The organism is Kamptonema formosum PCC 6407, from assembly GCF_000332155.1.
GTDB classification, from domain to species: Bacteria; Cyanobacteriota; Cyanobacteriia; order Cyanobacteriales; family Microcoleaceae; genus Kamptonema; species Kamptonema formosum.
Genome location: NZ_KB235903.1, coordinates 2,532,014 through 2,551,738, shown reverse-complemented (window position 1 = coordinate 2,551,738; position 19,725 = coordinate 2,532,014). Strand labels below are relative to the sequence as shown.

At 43.7% G+C, this 19,725-nt stretch carries 14 protein-coding genes; 6 read left to right on the top strand and 8 right to left on the bottom strand.

The window, feature by feature from the left end:
* Positions 1-128: 128 nt before the first annotated feature.
* Positions 129-1,517: a CmpA/NrtA family ABC transporter substrate-binding protein gene (locus OSCIL6407_RS0116060; protein WP_007355759.1), complete on the bottom strand. Its 1,389-nt coding sequence runs from the start codon at positions 1,515-1,517 to the stop codon at positions 129-131.
* A 486-nt stretch (positions 1,518-2,003) separates the two neighbouring features.
* Between OSCIL6407_RS0116060 and OSCIL6407_RS0116055 the strand changes: the two genes are divergently transcribed.
* Positions 2,004-3,023, top strand: a complete 1,020-nt coding sequence (locus OSCIL6407_RS0116055) for a cysteine peptidase family C39 domain-containing protein (protein WP_007355760.1) — start codon at positions 2,004-2,006, stop codon at positions 3,021-3,023.
* A 94-nt stretch (positions 3,024-3,117) separates the two neighbouring features.
* Here the strand turns inward: OSCIL6407_RS0116055 and OSCIL6407_RS0116050 are convergent, their stop codons facing one another.
* Together OSCIL6407_RS0116050 and glnA are read right to left on the bottom strand one after the other, a co-directional pair.
* Positions 3,118-4,017 carry a ferritin-like domain-containing protein gene (locus tag OSCIL6407_RS0116050; protein WP_007355761.1) on the bottom strand — a complete coding sequence of 300 codons (900 nt, stop codon included), beginning with the start codon at positions 4,015-4,017 and terminating at the stop codon, positions 3,118-3,120.
* Positions 4,018-4,392: 375 nt separating this feature from the next.
* Positions 4,393-5,814: a type I glutamate--ammonia ligase gene (glnA, locus tag OSCIL6407_RS0116045; RefSeq protein WP_007355762.1), complete on the bottom strand. Its 1,422-nt coding sequence runs from the start codon at positions 5,812-5,814 to the stop codon at positions 4,393-4,395.
* A gap of 525 nt (positions 5,815-6,339) precedes the next feature.
* Here glnA and apcB point away from each other — a divergent pair.
* The gene (apcB, locus tag OSCIL6407_RS0116040) at positions 6,340-6,849 is read left to right on the top strand and encodes an allophycocyanin subunit beta (RefSeq protein ID WP_007355763.1); all 510 of its coding nucleotides are present in this window, start codon (positions 6,340-6,342) and stop codon (positions 6,847-6,849) included.
* Positions 6,850-6,888: 39 nt separating this feature from the next.
* On the opposite strand, the gene OSCIL6407_RS35420 is transcribed toward apcB, so the two are convergent.
* Together OSCIL6407_RS35420 and OSCIL6407_RS0116035 are read right to left on the bottom strand one after the other, a co-directional pair.
* On the bottom strand, positions 6,889-7,050 hold the full coding sequence (locus OSCIL6407_RS35420; RefSeq protein WP_155523402.1) for a hypothetical protein: 162 nt from the start codon (positions 7,048-7,050) through the stop codon (positions 6,889-6,891).
* Between the two features lie 5 nt (positions 7,051-7,055).
* Positions 7,056-7,256 (bottom strand): hypothetical protein, encoded by a 201-nt coding sequence (locus OSCIL6407_RS0116035; protein WP_007355764.1) that lies wholly within the window; start codon positions 7,254-7,256, stop codon positions 7,056-7,058.
* A gap of 433 nt (positions 7,257-7,689) precedes the next feature.
* On the opposite strand from OSCIL6407_RS0116035, the gene OSCIL6407_RS0116030 reads away from it, so the two are divergent.
* The 3 genes from OSCIL6407_RS0116030 (at position 7,690) to cobA (ending at position 11,025) form a co-directional block, all read left to right on the top strand.
* Positions 7,690-8,568 (top strand): TlyA family RNA methyltransferase, encoded by an 879-nt coding sequence (locus OSCIL6407_RS0116030; RefSeq protein ID WP_007355765.1) that lies wholly within the window; start codon positions 7,690-7,692, stop codon positions 8,566-8,568.
* A 7-nt stretch (positions 8,569-8,575) separates the two neighbouring features.
* On the top strand, positions 8,576-9,265 hold the full coding sequence (locus OSCIL6407_RS0116025) for a hypothetical protein (RefSeq protein ID WP_007355766.1): 690 nt from the start codon (positions 8,576-8,578) through the stop codon (positions 9,263-9,265).
* Between the two features lie 152 nt (positions 9,266-9,417).
* Entirely contained in the window at positions 9,418-11,025 is a 1,608-nt protein-coding gene (gene cobA, locus OSCIL6407_RS0116020) for a uroporphyrinogen-III C-methyltransferase (protein ID WP_007355767.1), read from the top strand.
* A gap of 20 nt (positions 11,026-11,045) precedes the next feature.
* Here cobA and OSCIL6407_RS34435 read toward each other — a convergent pair whose 3' ends face one another.
* Entirely contained in the window at positions 11,046-11,258 is a 213-nt protein-coding gene (locus OSCIL6407_RS34435) for a hypothetical protein (protein WP_039962332.1), read from the bottom strand.
* A 22-nt stretch (positions 11,259-11,280) separates the two neighbouring features.
* Here OSCIL6407_RS34435 and OSCIL6407_RS0116015 point away from each other — a divergent pair, with 22 nt between their 5' ends.
* Positions 11,281-12,477, top strand: a complete 1,197-nt coding sequence (locus tag OSCIL6407_RS0116015) for a tetratricopeptide repeat-containing S1 family peptidase (RefSeq protein ID WP_007355768.1) — start codon at positions 11,281-11,283, stop codon at positions 12,475-12,477.
* A 171-nt stretch (positions 12,478-12,648) separates the two neighbouring features.
* Here OSCIL6407_RS0116015 and OSCIL6407_RS0116010 read toward each other — a convergent pair whose 3' ends face one another.
* Both OSCIL6407_RS0116010 and OSCIL6407_RS0116005 read right to left on the bottom strand, forming a co-directional pair.
* On the bottom strand, positions 12,649-15,498 hold the full coding sequence (locus tag OSCIL6407_RS0116010; protein WP_007355769.1) for a calcium-binding protein: 2,850 nt from the start codon (positions 15,496-15,498) through the stop codon (positions 12,649-12,651).
* A gap of 362 nt (positions 15,499-15,860) precedes the next feature.
* Positions 15,861-19,634 (bottom strand): DNA polymerase III subunit alpha, encoded by a 3,774-nt coding sequence (locus tag OSCIL6407_RS0116005; RefSeq protein WP_007355770.1) that lies wholly within the window; start codon positions 19,632-19,634, stop codon positions 15,861-15,863.
* Positions 19,635-19,725 lie beyond the last annotated feature (91 nt).

Below are 19,725 nucleotides of genomic sequence, written 5' to 3'. Positions count from 1 at the left end.
GATAATCGTTATAGAATTTAGTCTGACACACTCTACAAGTCGATTTGAGCGTGACAGTTGCGTAAGTCCTGACTAAATTTTGGGTTAACTATTAACGATTAACAGTTAACGGTTAACTGTCAACTGAATCAAACTTTTTTAATTGCCAAACTCTTGAGATAATCTTCGGGTTTGTCGGGATTAAATTCTTTCCCATCAAAGAACTTTTCCACACCGCGAGAAGTACTTGTAGGAATGTCAGCCTCAGCAACTCCAGCTAATTTAGCGGCTTTTTTCCAAATATCTTCGCGGTTGACTTTGTCAATGATTGTCTTGCGATCTGTCAAAGTTGTTGTAGGCAGAAAACCCCAACGCACGCTTTCGGTTAAGAACCACAAATCGTGACTTTTGTATGGATAAGAAACGTTGCCAATCCCATCATGCCAGTACAACGGACCCATTTTAAAGTCGTCGATTTCTGGTTGGTTATCACCCATCATGTATTTACCTGAATAGGGTGGGATTAAAACTTCTGGAGGTACATCAAAGAAGTTTTTACTAGAAACAATGCTAACTAATTCGGCTCGATGTTCAGGTTTATCACACCACTGTTGGGCCTCAATTAATCCTGCTAAAATGGCTTCTGTAGCCTTCGGATGTTTATCTACCCAGTCGCTACGAATTGCTAAATATTCCTCTGGATGACCTTTCCAAATTTGAGAAGTAAGGGCTGACATAAAGCCAATCTTTTCTTTCACAATTCGCAGCGGCCAGGGATCGCCGGTACTGAAACCATCCATACTGCCAGTTTTCATATTAGCGACAGTTTGGGCTGGCGGTACTGTGAGCAAACTAACATCTGTATCGGGATCAATGTTGCCTGCTGCTAACCAATAACGAATCCAGAAGTCCTGATTAACCTTGGGAAAGGTGTAGGCTGCTTTAAAGGGAGTGCCCGCTTTAGCAAGGTCTTTAATATAGTCGTGGGCAGATTGATCTAGTTTAAGACCTAAGCCTTTACCTTCGTGTTTAAGTGAGACAGCAATACCATTTCCCTGAGTATTTAACTGGGCTAAAACATACATTGGGATTTGGACGCTACTCTTAGTAATTAACCCTTGGCTAATTAGATAAGGCATCGGCATTTGCCACTGGCCGCCGTCTATCCCACCACCTGCAGAACCAATTTCTACGTTATCTCTGGCTGAACCCCAGTTAGCTTGCTTGGCAATTGTAACTTCGGTCATGCCATATTTGGCAAAAAAACCTTTTTCTTGGGCAATAATTAATGCTGCGGCTTCAACGATGGGAATATATCCCAAGGTGATTTTTGTAGTTTCGATGCCTTCGACTCTTTTCTCGTTGGCAACAGCAAGTACTGAAGTGGCAGTACCGCCGCCAGCACTGGTATCTGCAACGGGTTCTGGGGGATTTCCCAAACAACCTTTAAGCAGTATTGAACCCAGGGCAGATGCACCTGCTGTGGCGATAAACTTACGCCGAGAAAGGGGAGAAAATTGATCGGAAAACTTAGTCATAGCCTAGCCTCGCTGCAATTCATAATCTTCTGTAACGACATTCACTGAAGGTTATCAAAGCGCTTTTTTGATGTTCGCTAATTGAGGTTTAGCGAACTATTTCGAGCGCAGGTAGGCAGGAACTAAAGATTTATTGCTAGAGCATAAGTCTTTAAACTATCCCTGCTGACTTGACACTTTTAATTAAAGCGATATTTTGATTGGCCGAGTTGTGTGAGCTACCCTTGTTGGGAGCAGCACGTTTTCTTGACTTGGTTATTAACTCTACCTTACTCTAACTATAATGATAAAACAATTATTAAATTTGATTGATAAGTAAATGTTGTAGGATAATACTATCCACCAAATAAATAGAATTTATTTAAATAATCAGTCTTGATTATAAGATTGATGGTAAGTCTGTTTTCAGGTAATGCGTTGCCTTAAAACCGACTGGCGATCGCAGAGCGTGTTAAAACGCTAGTTAAGCAACAAAATTTTGCTCCTATGGAAATAGTTGTCACACTGGTGCTGAGTTCGCTACTGTTTGTTTGGGGAATGCGTTTCGGGCGCGTCTTAGTTCGATCGGGAGTGACAGCTAACGATTTATTTAAGGGCAAAGATGCGATCGCCCTAGCTTTTTTGGCTTTCTATGTCGCTTTGCTGCTGTTGGCTTTAAATCTGCCTCAAATGCCTGCTTTGCCGATTGAGTGGCGTTTTCACGGGATGCAGGTGACTTGGACTTTGCTGCGGGTAATGCTGGCGGGAGTCTGCGGTATTGGCTTTACAGTCAGTTGGGAGACAGCGCGATCGCAAGTAGCCGCAGTAATTTTAATTGGCTTGTTAGGATTGGGGGGATTTACGGGGGCTGAATCCTATTTTCTCGCTCCAATTTATCCTGAATTAGTAGATAATCTGCAACCAAATGGTGTATTTCGACAAACTTCTAACAGCAGTTGTGCCCCGGCGGCTTTGGCGACAGTATTAAAAAGATGGGGAATGGATGCGACGGAATCAAGTGTTGCGCGTTTAGCCAGAACCAGCCGTTTAGGAACTTCGATGCCGCAGTTAATTGTAGCAGCAAGAGCTTTAGGAATGGATGGTATTGAGCTAACTCCCAGTTGGGAGCAAATGCAGCAAATTAATCGCCCTGGAGTGTTAGCGGTTTGGCTGTTTGACGGGGGGAGAAAGCTGCCACACGCAGTGGCTTTGCTGGCAATGAACGACGATGTAGCTATTATTGGCGATCCCTCGCGGGGAAGAATTTTTAATTTTAATAAAGCCTCTTTTGCTGGAATTTGGCGGGAACAATACATTCCCATTTTCCGTTCTACGGATATCTCCATAACTGACCAGCAAGCTATTAATTATTTAACGAAATTAGGATATAATTCTGGTGTTTTGAAAACAGATATCGAGCAGTTTCAAAAAGATAAGAATTTGAAGGTTAGCGGCAACTTAGAGCCGATGACTGTGTTAATGTTGAGCGGCCCTTTTTTGGAAGGCGTGCCGCAATTAAAGTTTTAATATTACGATCTGTCATTGTTCGCTGTGCGAAGCAATCGCAGAGACTCGGCGATTGCGGAGCACAGCGAACAATGACAAGTATTTAATGCGAGATTTACTTACTAGCCGCTGTTTTAGTACGGTTATTCTCAAGACCCTTCATACCATTGAGAAACATGGGCACAAATTTTTCCATAAATGCCTGCGGATCTCGCTGCCAAGCTCTTTGAGCCACGTCAATTCTGGTCATTTGCAACTCAGGTGATAGCAATGCCTGCGGTAGATGTTCCATCAGGTATTGAGGGCGTTCCCACATTGGCATTGTATTAGCAATATCTACGAGGTTGCTAACGCGGCGGAGTTCAGCACCCAGCATAATATCCATTCCCGACTCAAAAGCAGCTTGTTCGATCGCCACATACTTGCGCCTTGCTTGTTCCACCTTCTCGCGGTGTTCTGGGCTTTGGGCCGCAATTTGGGCTAGCCATCGGTTTCCCCAACGGACGTGACCGGCTTCTTCTGGGAAAATCTTTTCGATGGTTTCCCGAATTTTGACGTTTTCTTCCGTCTGGGGAGCGTTTTTCAGGGCGTAGATATGAGCTGAAAAGTATTCGCAACCACGTTTTTCGGTAACATTAATTGCGGCTAGGGAAGAAATTACAAAATCATCCCGATTTTTGGCGGGGTCTATCTGCTGGAGTAGCTTTTCAAACTCGTTAATATACAATACTCCCGGCGGCGTACCGACACTAACGCCTAAATCTATCAGCAAGTCTGTGAGCCATGAGGCATGGCGGGCCTCGTCGGAGATGTGGCGGGAAAGGTCGCGCACGAGTTCGGCTGGCTTACCGTCGAGTAGTTCGATTAAATCGGTGAGGTCTTTGCAACTGCGCTGCTCGCTGTAGCGGTAGCGGTTGATGGTGATCAGATGAATTTCGCGATCGCGCACTACCTGCTCTAGAATTTCTCGCGCACCCAAAGCATTGCGAAGTTTGTGGGGATAGGCAACAGTCATTGTTTTATGTTTTTTTGTAAAGGCACTTTTCAAATTGTAACGCAATAGAAGGCAGGAGGCAGGGGGGCAGGGGGTAGGAGGCAATAATAGAAAGGGTTAGGATACTCGCTCATGACCCAAACCATTGACTCTCTTCCCCTCTTCCCCTTCTTTCCTGAGCATCGGAGCATCCTAGCCCCTATCCCTTCTTCCCCTTCTTTCCCTAGCCCCTAGCCCCTAGCCCTGAGCATCGTAACCGCTGAAAGCGGTTGCTATAATCAAATTCAAAGCATAAAAAACGCCGCGTTAACTAGCGGCGAATTCATTAATTAAAAACTAAGAACTAAAAATGAAATTATTACCATTTTTAATCTTTAATTTTTAATTTTTAATTTTTTAGCAATCGTAGTACAGACCAAACTCATAAGGATGGGGACGTAGGCGCATGGGGTTGACTTCATTATCCAACTTGTAAGAAATCCAAGTATTGATAAAATCTTCCGTAAACACCCCTGGCTCGGTCATAAAAGCGTGGTCTTTCTCCAATGCTTCCAGGGCCAATTCCAAAGAACCGGGAGTCGAAGGTATCTTGCTTAACTCTTCAGGGCTGAGGTCGTAAATATCCACATCCAAAGAGTCGCCGGGGTCAATTTGGTTCTTGATACCATCTATACCTGCACAAAGCATTGCTGCAAAGGCGAGATAAGGGTTAGCAGTTGCATCTGGACAGCGGAACTCTAAGCGCTTCGCCTTGGGGTTGCCCCCCGACAGAGGAATACGAATCGAAGCAGAGCGGTTTCCTTGGGAGTAAGCTAAGTTCACAGGGGCTTCAAAACCAGGAACCAAACGCTTGTAAGAGTTGGTGCTGGGGTTAGTCAATGCCAACAAAGCGGGTGCGTGCTTGAGCAAGCCACCGATGTAGTGTAGTGCCATCTGACTCAAATTGGCGTAGCCGTCACCCCAGAATAGGGGTTGGCCGTCTTTCCAGATGGACTGGTGGGTGTGCATCCCGGAACCGTTATCGTTGAACACCGGTTTCGGCATAAAGGTGACTGTTTTGCCGTACTTCTTAGCAACGTTCTTAATGACGTATTTATAGGTCATTAGGTCGTCAGCCGCCTTGATCAAGGTACCAAAGCGGAAACCGAGTTCGCACTGACCGCCAGTGGCGACTTCGTGGTGATGCTTTTCGATGGGTACGCCGCATTTGGCCATCGTTAGCAACATTTCCGTCCGCATATCTTGGGAGGTATCCGTCGGTGCGACGGGGAAGTAACCTTCTTTGTAGCGGGGTTTGTAGCCTAAGTTGCCGCCTGGTTCTTCGCGACCAGAGTTCCAGCGACCTTCTACGGAGTCTACATAGTAATAGCCGCTGTGCTGATTTTGGTCGAAGCGCACATCGTCAAAGATGAAGAATTCGGCTTCAGGGCCAAAGAAGGCTGTATCGCCGATGCCTGTTGTAATTAGGTAATCTACAGCTTTCTGGGCAATGGTGCGGGGGTCGCGGCTGTAAGGTTCGCCAGTCCGAGGTTCGATGATGCTACAGATAACGCTGAGAGTGGGTTCTGCCATGAAGGGGTCGATCCAGGCAGTTTTGGGATCGAGTACCATCGCCATGTCTGATTCGTTGATCGCTTTCCAGCCACGAATGCTGGAACCGTCAAAAGGCACGCCGTCCGTGAAGGCTGTTTCGTCAATTTGGTCTTGATAGAGCGAGAGGTGCTGCCATATACCTGGCGTATCAATAAACTTGAGGTCGATGATCTGAATGTTATTTTCTTTAACGTAGTTCAAGAACTCTTGTGGGGTCTGGAACATTACTTAACTCCTTATTTTGGTTATCTCTCGGCGATCGCAGATTCTTTGACAGACGATTTGAGCGATCATAGGCATTCGACTGTCACAAGTTTGTATTTCTTGATACAAAAGCTTAGTCTTGTAGCTGGGAACAGGATCTGCGTGCCTGCTGCTACCTCCCTGCTCTGATTGCTTTCAAATCTTACACCTCAAATCTCTAATCCAATGTGGTAAATTAGGAATTCTTGTAAATATTCAATATGCTTTGTTAGGACTTAGGCGACCGATCCCGTAAAATCATAAAGACATCCAAAATCACAAACACCAAATAAGCACAACCTCGAATTCGAGCGAGTGTGTATAGGCTTTTTGGCTAAGCCATTGCGCGTTAGGTTCGCCTAGCCCTCAAGAATCCCATCTCCGATCGGGGTGGGAGTGTCAAATTTAGTCAAGAATCTCATCTCCGTTCGGCACAGCTCACGGCGAAGCCTTCAGAGGTGGGAGTGTCAATTAACTGTGTATAAAGCTTGTTGGGAGAAAAATTTCATGCGGGATGCAGTAACCAGCCTGATTGGAAATTACGATGTGACGGGTCGGTATCTAGACCGGGATGGGATTGAGCGGTTAAAATCCTATTTTGGGACGGGTACTGCACGAGTGCAGGCAGCAAGAGTAATTAATGGTAATGCTGGGGCGATTGTTAAACAAGCTGGAACGCAGCTTTTTGCGGAACAGCCGGAACTTATTCGTCCGGGTGGAAATGCCTACACTACTCGCCGCTATGCGGCTTGTCTGCGGGACATGGATTACTACTTACGTTATGCTACTTACGCGCTGGTAGCTGGAAGTACAGATGTACTCGATGAGCGCGTGCTTCAAGGCTTGCGGGAAACTTACAATTCGCTGGGGGTTCCAATTGGACCGACGGTTGTAGGGATTGGCATTTTGAAAGATATTGTCAATGCTGAAGTGGCAGCAGCAGGAATTGAAACTGGGGCTTTCTTGGATCAACCTTTTGATTACATGATCCGTGAGTTGAGTGAGAAAGATATCTAGTTGATGCGGGTGGCGATCGCGTCTGTGCTTTCCTACCAATTATTTAACAGAGTGGAAGGTAGCTGAGGGAAAAGAACATCGCTGTACGCAGGGTGGGCAAGTTTGGAAGAGAGCGATCGCTCCTTTGGCACCGCAGCTAAAGAGCGATCGCTCTTTTGCTTGGGATGTTGGGGGCGAACCAATCTTTTTTTTAGTTCCCACCGCTTTTAAAACTCTTCAAAACATCCCCAAACCAGGCATTTGTCCAGGGGCATCTTGGTTTGACGGCGATCGACTTGCTCAGCGGTAGTTACTTCTACTTCCCCATTAGGATAAAGAATGTGAATAATATCACCGCTGAAAATAGCGATCGGATTTTCTTGGCTTTTGCAGGGATTTTCTAGGGGAAAGTTAGCGAAAGTTTGCATAGGTTTGCTAGATATAAATCTATAGAGAGTTGACGTTTTATATTCGTATCATCAGCTAAATTCTAGAGTTTCTATGTGATCCTACGGATGCTCGTTTGTGATCGTAATCTATGAGATAAGTGATAGCAATCACTGTAGGGGAAGAAGGGGCTAGGGGAAGAAGGGACTAGGGGAAAAAGGGGCTAGGGACTAGGGGCTAGGGGCTAGGGGCTAGGGAAAGAAGGGAAAAAAGGGCAGAAGGGAAAAAAGGAAGAGAATCTATGGTGGCAGGATCTCAGAACGTCCTAATCGCCTTGGCGGTTGCTATATCTTGAGAAATATTTATTTAATTAAAATTTCAAGTCGTAATATATTATTGATTGTGTTGTATGTAATAAAATGTCAAAAAACTTTAGGCTAGTTTTACTAACTTTATCTATCAGAATGAAATTCCTTGGCTAAACAAAGACTGGACGCATTATTGGTAAACTTAGATTTGTGTGCCTCAAGGCAACAAGCTCAACGTTTAATTAGGGCTGGGGAAGTCACGGTTAATCAACAGGTGATTGACAAACCAGGTACCGAGGTAGACATTCTGGCTGTCATTAAAATTAAAGAGCGACCCCCCTTCGTTTCCAGAGGGGGCGAAAAACTAGCTAAAGCTTTGGATGTTTTTAATATTCCCGTAGCAGGTAGAATTTGCCTAGACGGAGGTATTTCTACTGGAGGTTTTACGGACTGTCTGCTGCAAGCTGGTGCGGCTAAGGTTTATGGTGTAGATGTTGGGTATGGGCAAGTTGACTGGCGGTTACGGAACGATACTAGGGTGATTTTGAAAGAACGCACCAATTTGCGATATTTGACAGCTACGGAGCTTTACGGAGAGTTACCTCTTAAGGATGGTGGAAATTACGCAGATTTGGGTGTAGCAGATGTATCGTTTATTTCGCTGACTAAGATTTTACCTGCCTTATCGGAGCTATTGATATCACCAAAAGAGCTAGTATTACTGGTGAAGCCGCAGTTTGAGGTAGGGCGCGATCGCATCGGCAAAAAAGGTGTCGTGCGTTCTGCGGTTGACCAAGCGGATGCAATTTATCAGGTGTGCTGTGCCGCGATCGCTTTAGGATGGGAATATCGTGGTTTAACTTGGTCGCCTTTAGTTGGCCCTGCTGGTAATATTGAGTATCTTCTCTGGTTAGGGGCAGAAAATTCTACTGTCGTTAATACTGGTGCGATCGCGCTACCAGTTGACAAGCAACAGATTACAGAAATCGCCCAAACGGCCCAACGGGAACTTGCCAATCCCACCTCTAAGCACTCAATCACCTGATAGTTCTATGCAGTTATTAAAACTACTAGGCCTGATTTTACTCTATATTCTTGGGGCTTTTGCCTATGTTGCCTGTACAGTTGCTCTTGTGAGCATAACCATCTTAATCAAAGTAGCAGCTTTGCTATTGGCAGACAGGTTATTATATCCCATATTTATCGTCGGAGATTTATTCAAAGGCATAGAAGTTGTCGAGTTATTAAATATATTAGTATTTGCTATTCTGGGCATGGGTTTTGGTGTAGCAACAGTTCTTTTATATCATAAATTAGGTCGTCAAACCAGTGCTATTTTGTTAATAATTTCCGTACCTTTGATTTTTATTAGCACCCCCGTAGTCAGATATAATATTTGGCTACAAACTGTCGGAGTAGAAGAGACTTTATCGCCCGAACAAGCAGAAAAATTAACTAACTCTTTTTTAAACAAAAGAGTGGGAAATGACGGTTTTCTCGGTTTCTACTTATATACAGCCCAGTTTCCAATTCTGCCTACTAAACAAGTTCAGATGAATGACTTGGATAACTTTGAAAAAAAAGTCAACTCAAAATTTGTTCAATTAACAGGAGTACCGCCAACAATTGTTTCTTGGTTAATGGCAACTTGCTTTTGGTGTCTGCGAATTTTTTACTTTTCTATAGCCGTCATTGCTACAATTTCTCATTTTCGTGAAGGTTTAAGAATAGTTAAACGTTAAGAAGAAGGGGCTAGGGGCTAGGGGCTAGGGGAAGAGGGGGAGATGGGTGATTAGCAATTACCAATTAGCAATTACCAATTAGCAATTACCAATTAGCAATTACCAATTAGCAATTAGCAATTACCAACTAACAACTAACAACTAACAATTTTATGAAAGAAAGCAGGGGAAAAGTATATTTAGTAGGTGCGGGGCCAGGAGATTGCAGTTTAATGACTGTCAGATCGCACGAACTTTTAGCGCAAGCTGAGGTATTAATTTATGATGCCTTAGTTGATGTTCCGCAACTAGAATTAATATCGGCGGATTGCCTAAAATTAGAAGTAGGCAAGCGGGGAGGTAAACCTTCAGTTCCACAGCAAGAAATTAACCGTTTGTTAGTGAAACACTGCCAAACAGGGAAATTAGTAGTAAGATTAAAAAGTGGCGATCCGTTTATTTTTGGTCGTTCAACTTCGGAAATTCAAGCATTGAGAGATGCTGATTGTGAGTTTGAAGTGGTGCCGGGAATTTCCTCAGCTTTAGCTGCACCTTTACTAGCAGGAATTCCTCTGACAGATCCGGTAATGAGTCGCTGTTTTGCGGTAATGAGTGCCCACGATACAGATGCTCTTGATTGGGAAGCGTTAGTACAAATTGAAACCTTAGTAATTTTAATGGGAGGAGGTAATTTAAAGGAAATAGTGCGGCAATTGCAAAGACATGGGCGATCGCACCAAACACCTACGGCAATTATCCGCGATTGTGGACGGGCAGACAAACAGATTTGGATCGGTACAATAGCGGACATCGCACAGAAAACGGCAGGTCAATCTCTTTCTCCTTGTGTAATTGTCATTGGGGAAGTGGTGAGACTACGTGAATATTTAATGCAGAAAGAAGAAGTTATAAATTTGCAAGATTCTCAAGCAAAAATTCCTAGTTCTACAAAACCTCTGGCTGGCAAAACTATTTTAGTGACTCGTTCAATGGGTCAGAATAGTGAATTTAGCGATCGCCTTCAGCTAGAAGGAGCACAAGTCATAGAAATGCCAGCCTTGGCGATTGGGCCGCCTGCGAGTTGGGAGGCCCTCGATAGTGCGATCGCACAACTGTCAAACTTCAACTGGTTAATACTCACATCCACCAACGGTACTGATTACTTTTTTCAGCGACTAGCTGCCAGCGGTAAAGATGCACGGGCTTTATCTGGGATTAAAATAGCTGTAGTTGGTAAAAAAACTGCCGACAGTTTGCGATCGCACTCCCTAATTCCCGACTTTATCCCCCCAGACTTCATCGCCGATTCCCTCGCCGCCAATTTCCCCGACAATTTAGATGGGTGCAAAATTCTCTTTCCAAGAGTAGAAAGCGGCGGTAGAGAAGCTTTGGTAAAAGAATTAACTGCCAAAGGCGCACAAGTAACAGAAGTACCCGCCTATCAATCCTGCTGTCCTGAGACTATTCCACCAGCAGCCTTAGCAGCACTTCAAAATCGATCGGTTAATATCATTACCTTTGCCAGTTCCAAAACAGTCCAGAATTTTTGTCACTTAATAGAAACCTACCCAGAATTATCTTTACCTAGCGATTGGGAAAATCGCGTTTGTATTGCTTCTATCGGCCCCGAAACTTCTAAAACCTGTAAAAATCTGTTCGGGTGGCTAGATGTAGAAGCGAAGGAATATACTTTAGATGGATTAAGAACAGCGATAGTGGAATGGACGATCGCAAATTCCGGGAGTATGAATCCGACTACTGGGGAACAAAACCGCCACTAACACTATCACAAAGATAGGGCTTACGCAGAACAGATCCGCAAAGCCTGAAAATCGGGCTTTGATGATTCCTTCGTTTTGAAGCTTTTCCCCCTTTTTAATTGGTTACGGAAAATGGCAGGGTGAGAGGCCAGGAAAAGGTAATCGCTATCCGCTAAACACCGATCGGGTTTGATGCCATCGCCTGTTAACAATTGCGATCGCCAACAACAGACAAATGCCAACGAAATACGCATATCATTGCTAAGAGTTTAAAATATGAGCAGAAATTTTTCTCGTTTCAACTCCCTTGCCTGCCTCCTAGCAGGGACAATTCCCGCCATAGTAGTAGTAGTCAGCCAACCCACAGCCGCGATCGCGAAAACGCCCCAAGAAATTGCTGAGATTGCCGGGCCGATTACAGTTCAGGTTAACAGTTCCCTCGGCGACGGTTCCGGCGTAATTATTGCCAAAGACGGTAATACTTATACCGTATTAACAGTTAATCACGTAGTTGAGACAACTGACGTAAAATACACCATTCGCACCTCCACAGGCAAAAACTATCAAGCAACTAGCGTGACGCGGCTGCAAAAAACTGAAAGAGATCCCGATTTAGCGATCGTCAAATTTGAAAGTCCAGAAGAATATCAAATTGCCACAGTTGGAGATTCAGACCAAGCAGCCATCGGTGCTCAGATATATGTTTATGGCTATCCCGCTACAGGGGGTTTATTTGGGGCGGAACGAGAGGCAGAACTCTCTCCCGGACTGGTGACGAGCCGCCCTCAGAGTCGCCCGGAGGGATATAATTTACGGTATCAGGCAGTGACTTGGAGCGGGATGAGTGGCGGGCCTGTATTTGATGCTGATGGCCGCCTTGTAGGTTTGCATGGACAAGGGGAATTTGGATTTGCTCAAACCAGTTCGGGAGAAGTAGCCCCGATTAAAACAGGCTTTAACGCCGCAGTTCCGATTAATATGTTTATCGCACGTTTGGCGGACGCGGGAGTGAATAAATCCGAGTTGAAAGTGAACAATTCCCCAGCATCGCGGGGCCCCGTATCTTTGGGTAATCCCCAAAATGCCGAAGGTTATTATTTGCGGGGTCTTTCCCATTTGGATCAAGGAAAGCTAAAAGATGCGATCGCAGATTTCAACCGTTCTTTGGAATTAAATCCCAAAAATTCTGAAGCTTATTTTAACCGAGGCGTTGCCTATGCTTATCAAGAGCCTACACGCAGCGGCTCTAATGTATTTGACCCTTTAAAACAAGCGATTGAAGATTACACTTTAGCAATTAAAGCCAATCCTGGTTATGCCGATGCTTACTATAACCGAGGTGTCGCACATTTGGCAAATAATGATAAACCCGGAGCGATTGCCGATTTTCAGAAAGCAGCAGAGCTTTATCAGAAGTTAGGACGGAAAGATGATTATCAACAGGCACTCAAGAAAATTAAAGAGTTGCAGTAATTGTTAACTGTTAACTGTTAACTGTCACTAATGGCCAAGAAGCTGTTTTTTTACAAACAGGACTTACATAAAAGTATCCGTAACGCCGCCATCTTGGCGGTTATTTGCTCTCTAGGGTGGCGGCGTTATGTAAAGCGTGGGTAAGTTCTGTTTACCTTAAAAGTAGGGTTTTTACAAAAGTGGGATGCTACCCGTGAAGTCCTCAGATGCGATCGCAGTGGGTACGACTCCCTGAAGAGTTACTAAAAGTTCGCCACTATTAGCAATCCGAATTAAAGTGGTAGCACCGCTAACATCAGCACCAGCAGTGATACTCAACATTCCAAACGTTAAATCCCCTTTTAAGCCTAGCAAATCTTGACCTTTTTCAAAGTCAATAACCCGATCGTTGCCCTCACCAATTGTCAACACAAATATATCGCGCCCTGCTGAACCAATTAAAGAATCATCTCCTGCACCACCAATTAGGAAATCATCGCCGATACCGGCCATCAATAGATCGTTACCGCCGTCGCCTTTGAGAGTATCATTGCCAACACAACCATCAAGGGTATCTGCACCATCTCCACCGTAAAGTAACTCGCTGCCACTGCCACCACAAAGAGTATCATTGCCACTTTCACCAGATAGAAAATTATTCCCATTTCCCCCTTTAATAATGTCATTGCCACTGCCTCCAAGCATGATATTATCACCAGCACCACCATCTAAAAAGTCAGCACCATCGCCGCCATTTAAGCTGTCATTCCCTTGGCCGCCAATGAGAGTATCTGCCCCTAAATCACCTATTAGTTTATCATCCCCATCTCCACCTAAGATAGCGTCGTTGTCCTTGCCTGCAAAAATGAGGTCGTTGCCACTACCAGCGTCGATCAAATCATCTCCTTGATTGGCAGAGATTGCGTCATTTCCGCCACCGCTGATGATAGTATCGTTGCCTAAGTCGCCGAGGAGTGTATCGCTTCCTTCTCCCGCTGCGATCGCATCATTATCTTTGCCAGCAAAAACCAAATTATCTCCGCCACCGGCATTTATGTAGTCATTTCCTTCGTTTGCTGATATCCAGTTGTTGCCGTTTCCTCCATATAAGTTGTCATTACCGATCATGCCTATTAAAGTATCATTGCCGCCAAATCCATTGATAGAATTATTAGCAGAGTCGGCTTTGAGAAAATCATCAGACTCGGTACCTTCGAGATTTGTGTCAACAGAGTTGGGGTTGATGGTAGCGATCGCGAGATTGGGAGTCGGAAAGCGATCGCCAAGGCAACTTGTATCTGCTGGGGTTGGTGTGGGTGTGGGAGTAGGCGTTGGCCCTGGCGTTGGGATGGGAGTCGGTGTTGGCAGTGGCGGGGGTACTGGAGTTGGTGTGGGAAGCGGTACTGGTGTGGGAGTAGGCGTTGGTATTGGTGTTGGTACTGGTGTGGGAGTAGGCGTTGGTACTGGCGTTGGTACTGGTGTGGGAGTAGGTGTTGGTACTGGTGTGGGAGTTGGTGTGGCGATCGCGCCAAACTCAAAGGAACCAACATCTATTTTGCCATCTGTGCGCGTAGCACCGCGTGCGTCAACCGTAACCCCAGAGACACCTACTCCAGCATCGATCGCAGGACTTCCTGCTAGCAAAGCGTGGGTAAAAATACCACCGCCATTGTCTTGCAACGGGCCAAGCTTGGGGTCAGCAATAGTAATGCCTGTGGTGATATTTATATCCTTGGCGGCCGGAAATTGGATATTATTTCCCCCATCATTTAATGGCGCGATCGTCTGCCACTTAATCTCGCTACTATTGCCGGCCGTATTGTTAGCAAAAATCGAATTTTGGACAGTAGCTTTATCATTACTTCCCCAAAATGCCCCACCCATAAAACCAGCAAAATTATTAGCAATCGTGGAGTTAATGATTTGTTGCAGATTGGAAGAAGCAACCATCATCGCTCCACCATAACCATCTTTCCCATCAGCACTTACTGCTTTATTGCCAGATAAAGTCGAGTTGATAATAGTACCCTGGACTCCTTCACCCACCCAAAAACCGCCAGCATAATCCGTTGCTGAGTTGTTAGTAATCGTAGATTTGCTAATAGTATAAGTACCTGAACCGCCAATCCGCAAACCTCCCCCGATACCAGGTCCTCCCGAAACAGGTGGGAGAGCTTCATTATTAATAATTGTGGTATTTTCAATCACCAAGTTCTCGCGAGAAGATACAAACAAGCAAACCCCGCCGCCTTGACCTTTGGCTTTACTTCCCTCAATCCGAGAGTTGCGAAGCACAAACAAACCGCTAGTTTCACCAATTGCCGATTCGCTAGCACCATCGGTATAAATTGCCCCGCCGTAACCGTTAGTTGCTCCAAAACCTCCATTGAGCGTATCGTTATTAAGGAAGGTGCAATCTTCGATAGTCATGTGACTATTGAGATTATTAATTGCCCCGCCGTTGATGCCTTTATTGTTAGTAAAACTAGAGCCTTTAATAATATGAGAAGCTCCGGTTTTAGTTGCGATCGCACCTCCTCCGCGCTCTTCTTTACCTAAGAAACCTTCATTGCCATCAAAGGAACTATTAATAACAGTTAAGTTGCTGGTGAATCCTGTAAAAATTGCCCCGCCGCCGTAGGTAGCAGCATTCTTATTAAATTGGCAGTTTTCAACTGTTAAATTATTCCCCATATTGGTCTTAATTCCTGCTCCTGCACCATCTTCACCCGTACCTGATGCCTTACCATTGGCGACAATTAAGTTACGCAGAGTGACGTTATAGGGAGCAGTTCTAGAACCTTCTGGCAATTCAAAGATACGGCTAGTATTATTGCCGCTAATGGCGATACCAGGAGCAGCAGCACCATCTATAATTAGAGTTTTGTTAATATTAATTTGACCGCTAGTTAAGGTAATCGTCTGACTAGCGAGGCTAGGGTCAAATACAATTGTATCTCCAGCAGCAGCGGCAGAAATTGCAGCTCTCAGCGAACCAGAACCGCTATCTAGATTGTTAGTGACAGTAAAAATATTGGACATCTTGAAACTCCAGGAGTGCGTTGATTATTCATACGCATCTGGAGCCAGAAATCAGACAAATTTGCAAAATTTTTCTAACATTAATTATAGATAATAATTAAGATTACCCCTTTTTTATTGTACTGGAATCTATTGGTTTCTCCATCCGCAAATATACGGAATTTTCAATCTAGGTAGATTTACCGTAGATTAGTTAAACCAAACTTTTTGTTAACAGTTAATTGTTAACTATTAAGCGGTGGACATAAATAAACGCTATACCATACACTTACGCAAAAGTATCCGTAACGCCGCCATCTTGGCGGTATCTTCACCGCCAAGATGGCGGCGTTACGTGAGGCGTGCTTAAGTGCAATTACCAATTACCAATTACCACTCAAAGAAGAAACTTGAGCATTAAATCCAGAAGACTGGAGACGGTTTACCGTTTCCTCAGCACTTTCTACCCAAAACTCGCTCCCAAACCGAACCAACTGACGATAATATTGACCTACTACAATTACACCTACTGGCACTTTAGCATTTTCTCTGCGGTCTGAAAGTTCCTGCAAAAGTGCCTTTAAATGATTCAATTTTTCAGTATCTTCAACTTGCAATGGTGTCAACTTCAACATTACCATTTCTGATGCTTTTACAAATTTTACTTCCTCGGCAATTTGTAAGACTTCCCTAGGTTTTTCAGCTTTCGATTTTGCAAACTCTACAAGCTCAATTGTCTGTTCAACAATCTCTACAATTTCTATTAACTGTTCATCTTCGTCATTTTTGGCAACTTGTTCTAGTCCAACTTCTTTAGCATCTTCTACAATTATCTGAAGACCATCATCGCGCTTGTCTGGTTTACCACTAATCATCAGCAAAGCATTATCTTGCAACAGCAAGTGAACTTTTTCATAAGTCTTGGGAAAAACTACAGCTTCTAATTGACCTGTTAAATCTTCTACTTGCAGAATTGCCATACGATCGTTTTTCTTAGTTGTTACTAGCTTAATTGCTGTAACCATCACAATCAATTTCACCACGTCTTTGCCTTTTTTATCTGCTAACTGAGCGACAGTTACAGTCTCTTCATTTTGAGTTGCTAGCAGTACCGATTTCAGAGGGTGATCTGATACGTAGAAACCTAATAATTCCTTTTCCAAACTCAACTTTTTTTGCTTATCAAAATCCGGTACAGGCTTATGCTTAGGGATAGAATCATAGCTATTTGCTGTCTCTCCAAAGCTCATTCCTAACAAGTCAAATAGATTACCCTGTCCGCTTTCTCGATCTTTTTTACGGTCTTGGGCCCATTTAACTACGCCATCGAGATCGTGCATTAATTGATTACGATTAGAATTGAGACGATCTAAAGCTCCGCATTGAATTAATGCTTCTAAAGCACGGCTATTAACAGCCTTGAGATCGACTCGTTCGCAGAAATCAGCCAGAGATTTAAAATTACCGCCTTCCTCTCGTGCTTTCAAAATATTCTCAATCGCACTGTCTCCTAAATTTTTAACAGCAGACATTCCAAACAAAATTTTATCTATTTCTGCATCTGTTACCTGTTTAGGTAGTGGAGTAAAAGTCACTTTTGAGCGATTAATATCTGGCGGCTCGATCTCAATCCCCATCTTAATACAATTAGCAATGTATTTCTGTACCTTATCCTGGTCGCCACTATTAGCAGTTAACAGTGCAGCCATGTATTCTACGGGATAATTTGCCTTTAAATATGCGGTTTGATAAGTAACATAGGCGTAGGCCATTGAATGGGATTTGTTAAAGCAATATTCAGCGAATTGAAGCATCTGCTCGAATAACTTTTCAGCAATTCTTTGGCTAACTCCATTCTTAGTCGCACCATCAATAAATGTTTCTCGCTGCTTCTGCATTTCGTCAGCTTTTTTCTTCCCCATTGCGCGGCGTAACAAGTCAGCTTGACCCAAAGAATAGCCAGCTAAATCTTGAGCAACACGCATGATTTGCTCCTGAAAACAAAGGGTTCCATAAGTCTCTTTGAGAATCGGCTCTAACAGGGGGTGATCGTATTCAACTAACTCTCTCCCATGCTTCCGATCGATAAATTGGGGAATCAAACCTGCATCTAAAGGCCCCGGTCTGTACAGCGCTAAAATTGAAGAAATATCTTCTAAACAGGAGGGTTTTAGTTTCTTAACTACATCAAGCATCCCCGACGATTCTAACTGAAAAATTCCTTCTAAATCGCCTTTTGCTAATAATTTATAGGTTTTAGATACATCTTCTGGTAATTTTTTGCAAGTAACAAAAGCTTCTTGTGCTTTGCGTTCTATATCAGAAGGTAGCATTTCTGGGTCAATATCGCAATCTCTTGTTTGCTTGATATACTCAACAGTTTTTTGGAGCATTGTTAAGTTTTTTAAGCCCAAAAAATCCATCTTTAAAAGACCGAGGGATTCCAAGTCTTCCATATAATACTGCGTAATTACAGCCCCCTCATTATTCCTTTGTAGCGGTACAATTTCATCTAATGGTTGCGCGGAAATCACGACTCCAGCCGCGTGAACGCCATAGGTTTTATTCGTTCCCTCAATCCGAATTGCCATATCAAGCCACTGGCGAACTGCAATCGTTTTTTCTTCAGTTCCATCGTTATTTTTAGCTTGAAGAGTCTCCTCTTCATAAGCTTGTCTAAACTCCGGTGCTGGCGTTTGTTCTGAAATCATTACCGCTAATTTTTCCGGTTTTCCCCGCGATACAGGGATTAACTTTGCCATTTCATCGGCTCGTTTGTAAGGAACGCCTAATACTCTGGCAACATCTTTCAATACAGATTTGGATGTTAGGCGGTTAAAAGTGATAATTTGAGCTACACGCTCAGCACCATATTTTTCAGTCACATATTTAATCATGTCATCTCGTCTTTCTATGCAGAAATCTGTATCAATATCTGGCATAGATTTACGTTCTGGGTTAAGAAATCTCTCGAATAGTAAGCCATGATGTACTGGGTCAATATTCGTGATTTTCATGGCGTAGGCAACTAAAGAACCTGCCGCCGAACCCCTTCCTGGCCCCACAGGAATGTTATTTCTGCGAGCATAATCGATGTAGTCCCAAACTACTAAAAAATAGGTGGAAAAACCCATGTCCTGAATCATTTTTAATTCGTATTCCAGCCGTTCTTTATAAACTGGCTTGATCTCTTTGCGCTCTTTGGCTTTAAATCGTTCTAGCAATCCTTGCCATGCAACATATTCTACATAAGTATCTGCTGTGTGATCTGGAGGGATTTCATAGGTGGGAATGCGAGGTTCGTCAAAAATTTCGTATTTTTTGATTTTACCAGCGACTTCTAAAGTGTTAGCAATTGCTTCTTTGATGACATCATCTGGTAAATGATCTCTAAATAGTTGCGCCATTTCTTCAGCAGATTTCAAATACTCAGTTCCGCTGTAGCGCATCCGCTTTTCATCCTCAACCAGTTTGCCAGTTTGAATGCACAGCAAAGCATCGTGAGCTTCGACATCACTACAAGCTGTAAAGTGGGAATCATTGGTAGCAACTATTTTAATTCCCAGTTCTTTACCAATTTTTACCAGCTCAATATTCACAATTCTGTCTTCCCAGAAACCATGATCTTGAATTTCTAAATAGTAATCATCGCCAAATAAATCTTTGTACCATTTGGCTACTTTTCGAGCCTCTTCTAGATTGCCTAGATCGATCAGGCGGGGGACTTCGCCTGCTCTGCAACCGCTGGTGACGATCAGACCTTCATGATATTGTTCCAACAGTTCTTTGTTAATGCAAGGACGGGCAAAAAGACCTCTTTCTGGCATTCCTTGTAAGTGAGAAATGGTCGTTAATTTAACTAGATTTTTATAACCTTGAGTATTTTTAGCTAAAACAACTTGATGGTATTTTTTTCTGCCTTTAACTTTGACAGAAATATCGCCATTGACTACATACATCTCATTGCCAATAATGGGTGTAATATTTTTATTACGGCAAACTTTAATAAGTTCGATCGCGCCGTACATAACTCCGTGATCTGTAAGCGCGATCGCGGGCATACCCAACTCCACCGCTCGGTCGATCAGGGGCGGTAGCTGAGATGCTCCATCAAGCAGGCTATAGTCACTGTGAATATGGAGGCCGACAAAAGACATGGCGATTTAGGATTTTAGACTTTAGACTTTAAATTTTACAACATATAGTGCATAAGTGGCTCTAGGGTGGGACATATATTCAAATGAGCCG

Coding starts and splice junctions, on each gene's coding strand:
- OSCIL6407_RS0116060 (WP_007355759.1), bottom strand. CDS start 1,517: ATGACTAAGTTTTCCGATCAATTTTCTCCCCTTTCTCGGCGTAAGTTT.
- OSCIL6407_RS0116055 (WP_007355760.1), top strand. CDS start 2,004: ATGGAAATAGTTGTCACACTGGTGCTGAGTTCGCTACTGTTTGTTTGG.
- OSCIL6407_RS0116050 (WP_007355761.1), bottom strand. CDS start 4,017: ATGACTGTTGCCTATCCCCACAAACTTCGCAATGCTTTGGGTGCGCGA.
- glnA (WP_007355762.1), bottom strand. CDS start 5,814: ATGTTCCAGACCCCACAAGAGTTCTTGAACTACGTTAAAGAAAATAAC.
- apcB (WP_007355763.1), top strand. CDS start 6,340: ATGCGGGATGCAGTAACCAGCCTGATTGGAAATTACGATGTGACGGGT.
- OSCIL6407_RS0116035 (WP_007355764.1), bottom strand. CDS start 7,256: ATGCAAACTTTCGCTAACTTTCCCCTAGAAAATCCCTGCAAAAGCCAA.
- OSCIL6407_RS0116025 (WP_007355766.1), top strand. CDS start 8,576: ATGCAGTTATTAAAACTACTAGGCCTGATTTTACTCTATATTCTTGGG.
- cobA (WP_007355767.1), top strand. CDS start 9,418: ATGAAAGAAAGCAGGGGAAAAGTATATTTAGTAGGTGCGGGGCCAGGA.
- OSCIL6407_RS34435 (WP_039962332.1), bottom strand. CDS start 11,258: ATGCGTATTTCGTTGGCATTTGTCTGTTGTTGGCGATCGCAATTGTTA.
- OSCIL6407_RS0116015 (WP_007355768.1), top strand. CDS start 11,281: ATGAGCAGAAATTTTTCTCGTTTCAACTCCCTTGCCTGCCTCCTAGCA.
- OSCIL6407_RS0116010 (WP_007355769.1), bottom strand. CDS start 15,498: ATGTCCAATATTTTTACTGTCACTAACAATCTAGATAGCGGTTCTGGT.
- OSCIL6407_RS0116005 (WP_007355770.1), bottom strand. CDS start 19,634: ATGTCTTTTGTCGGCCTCCATATTCACAGTGACTATAGCCTGCTTGAT.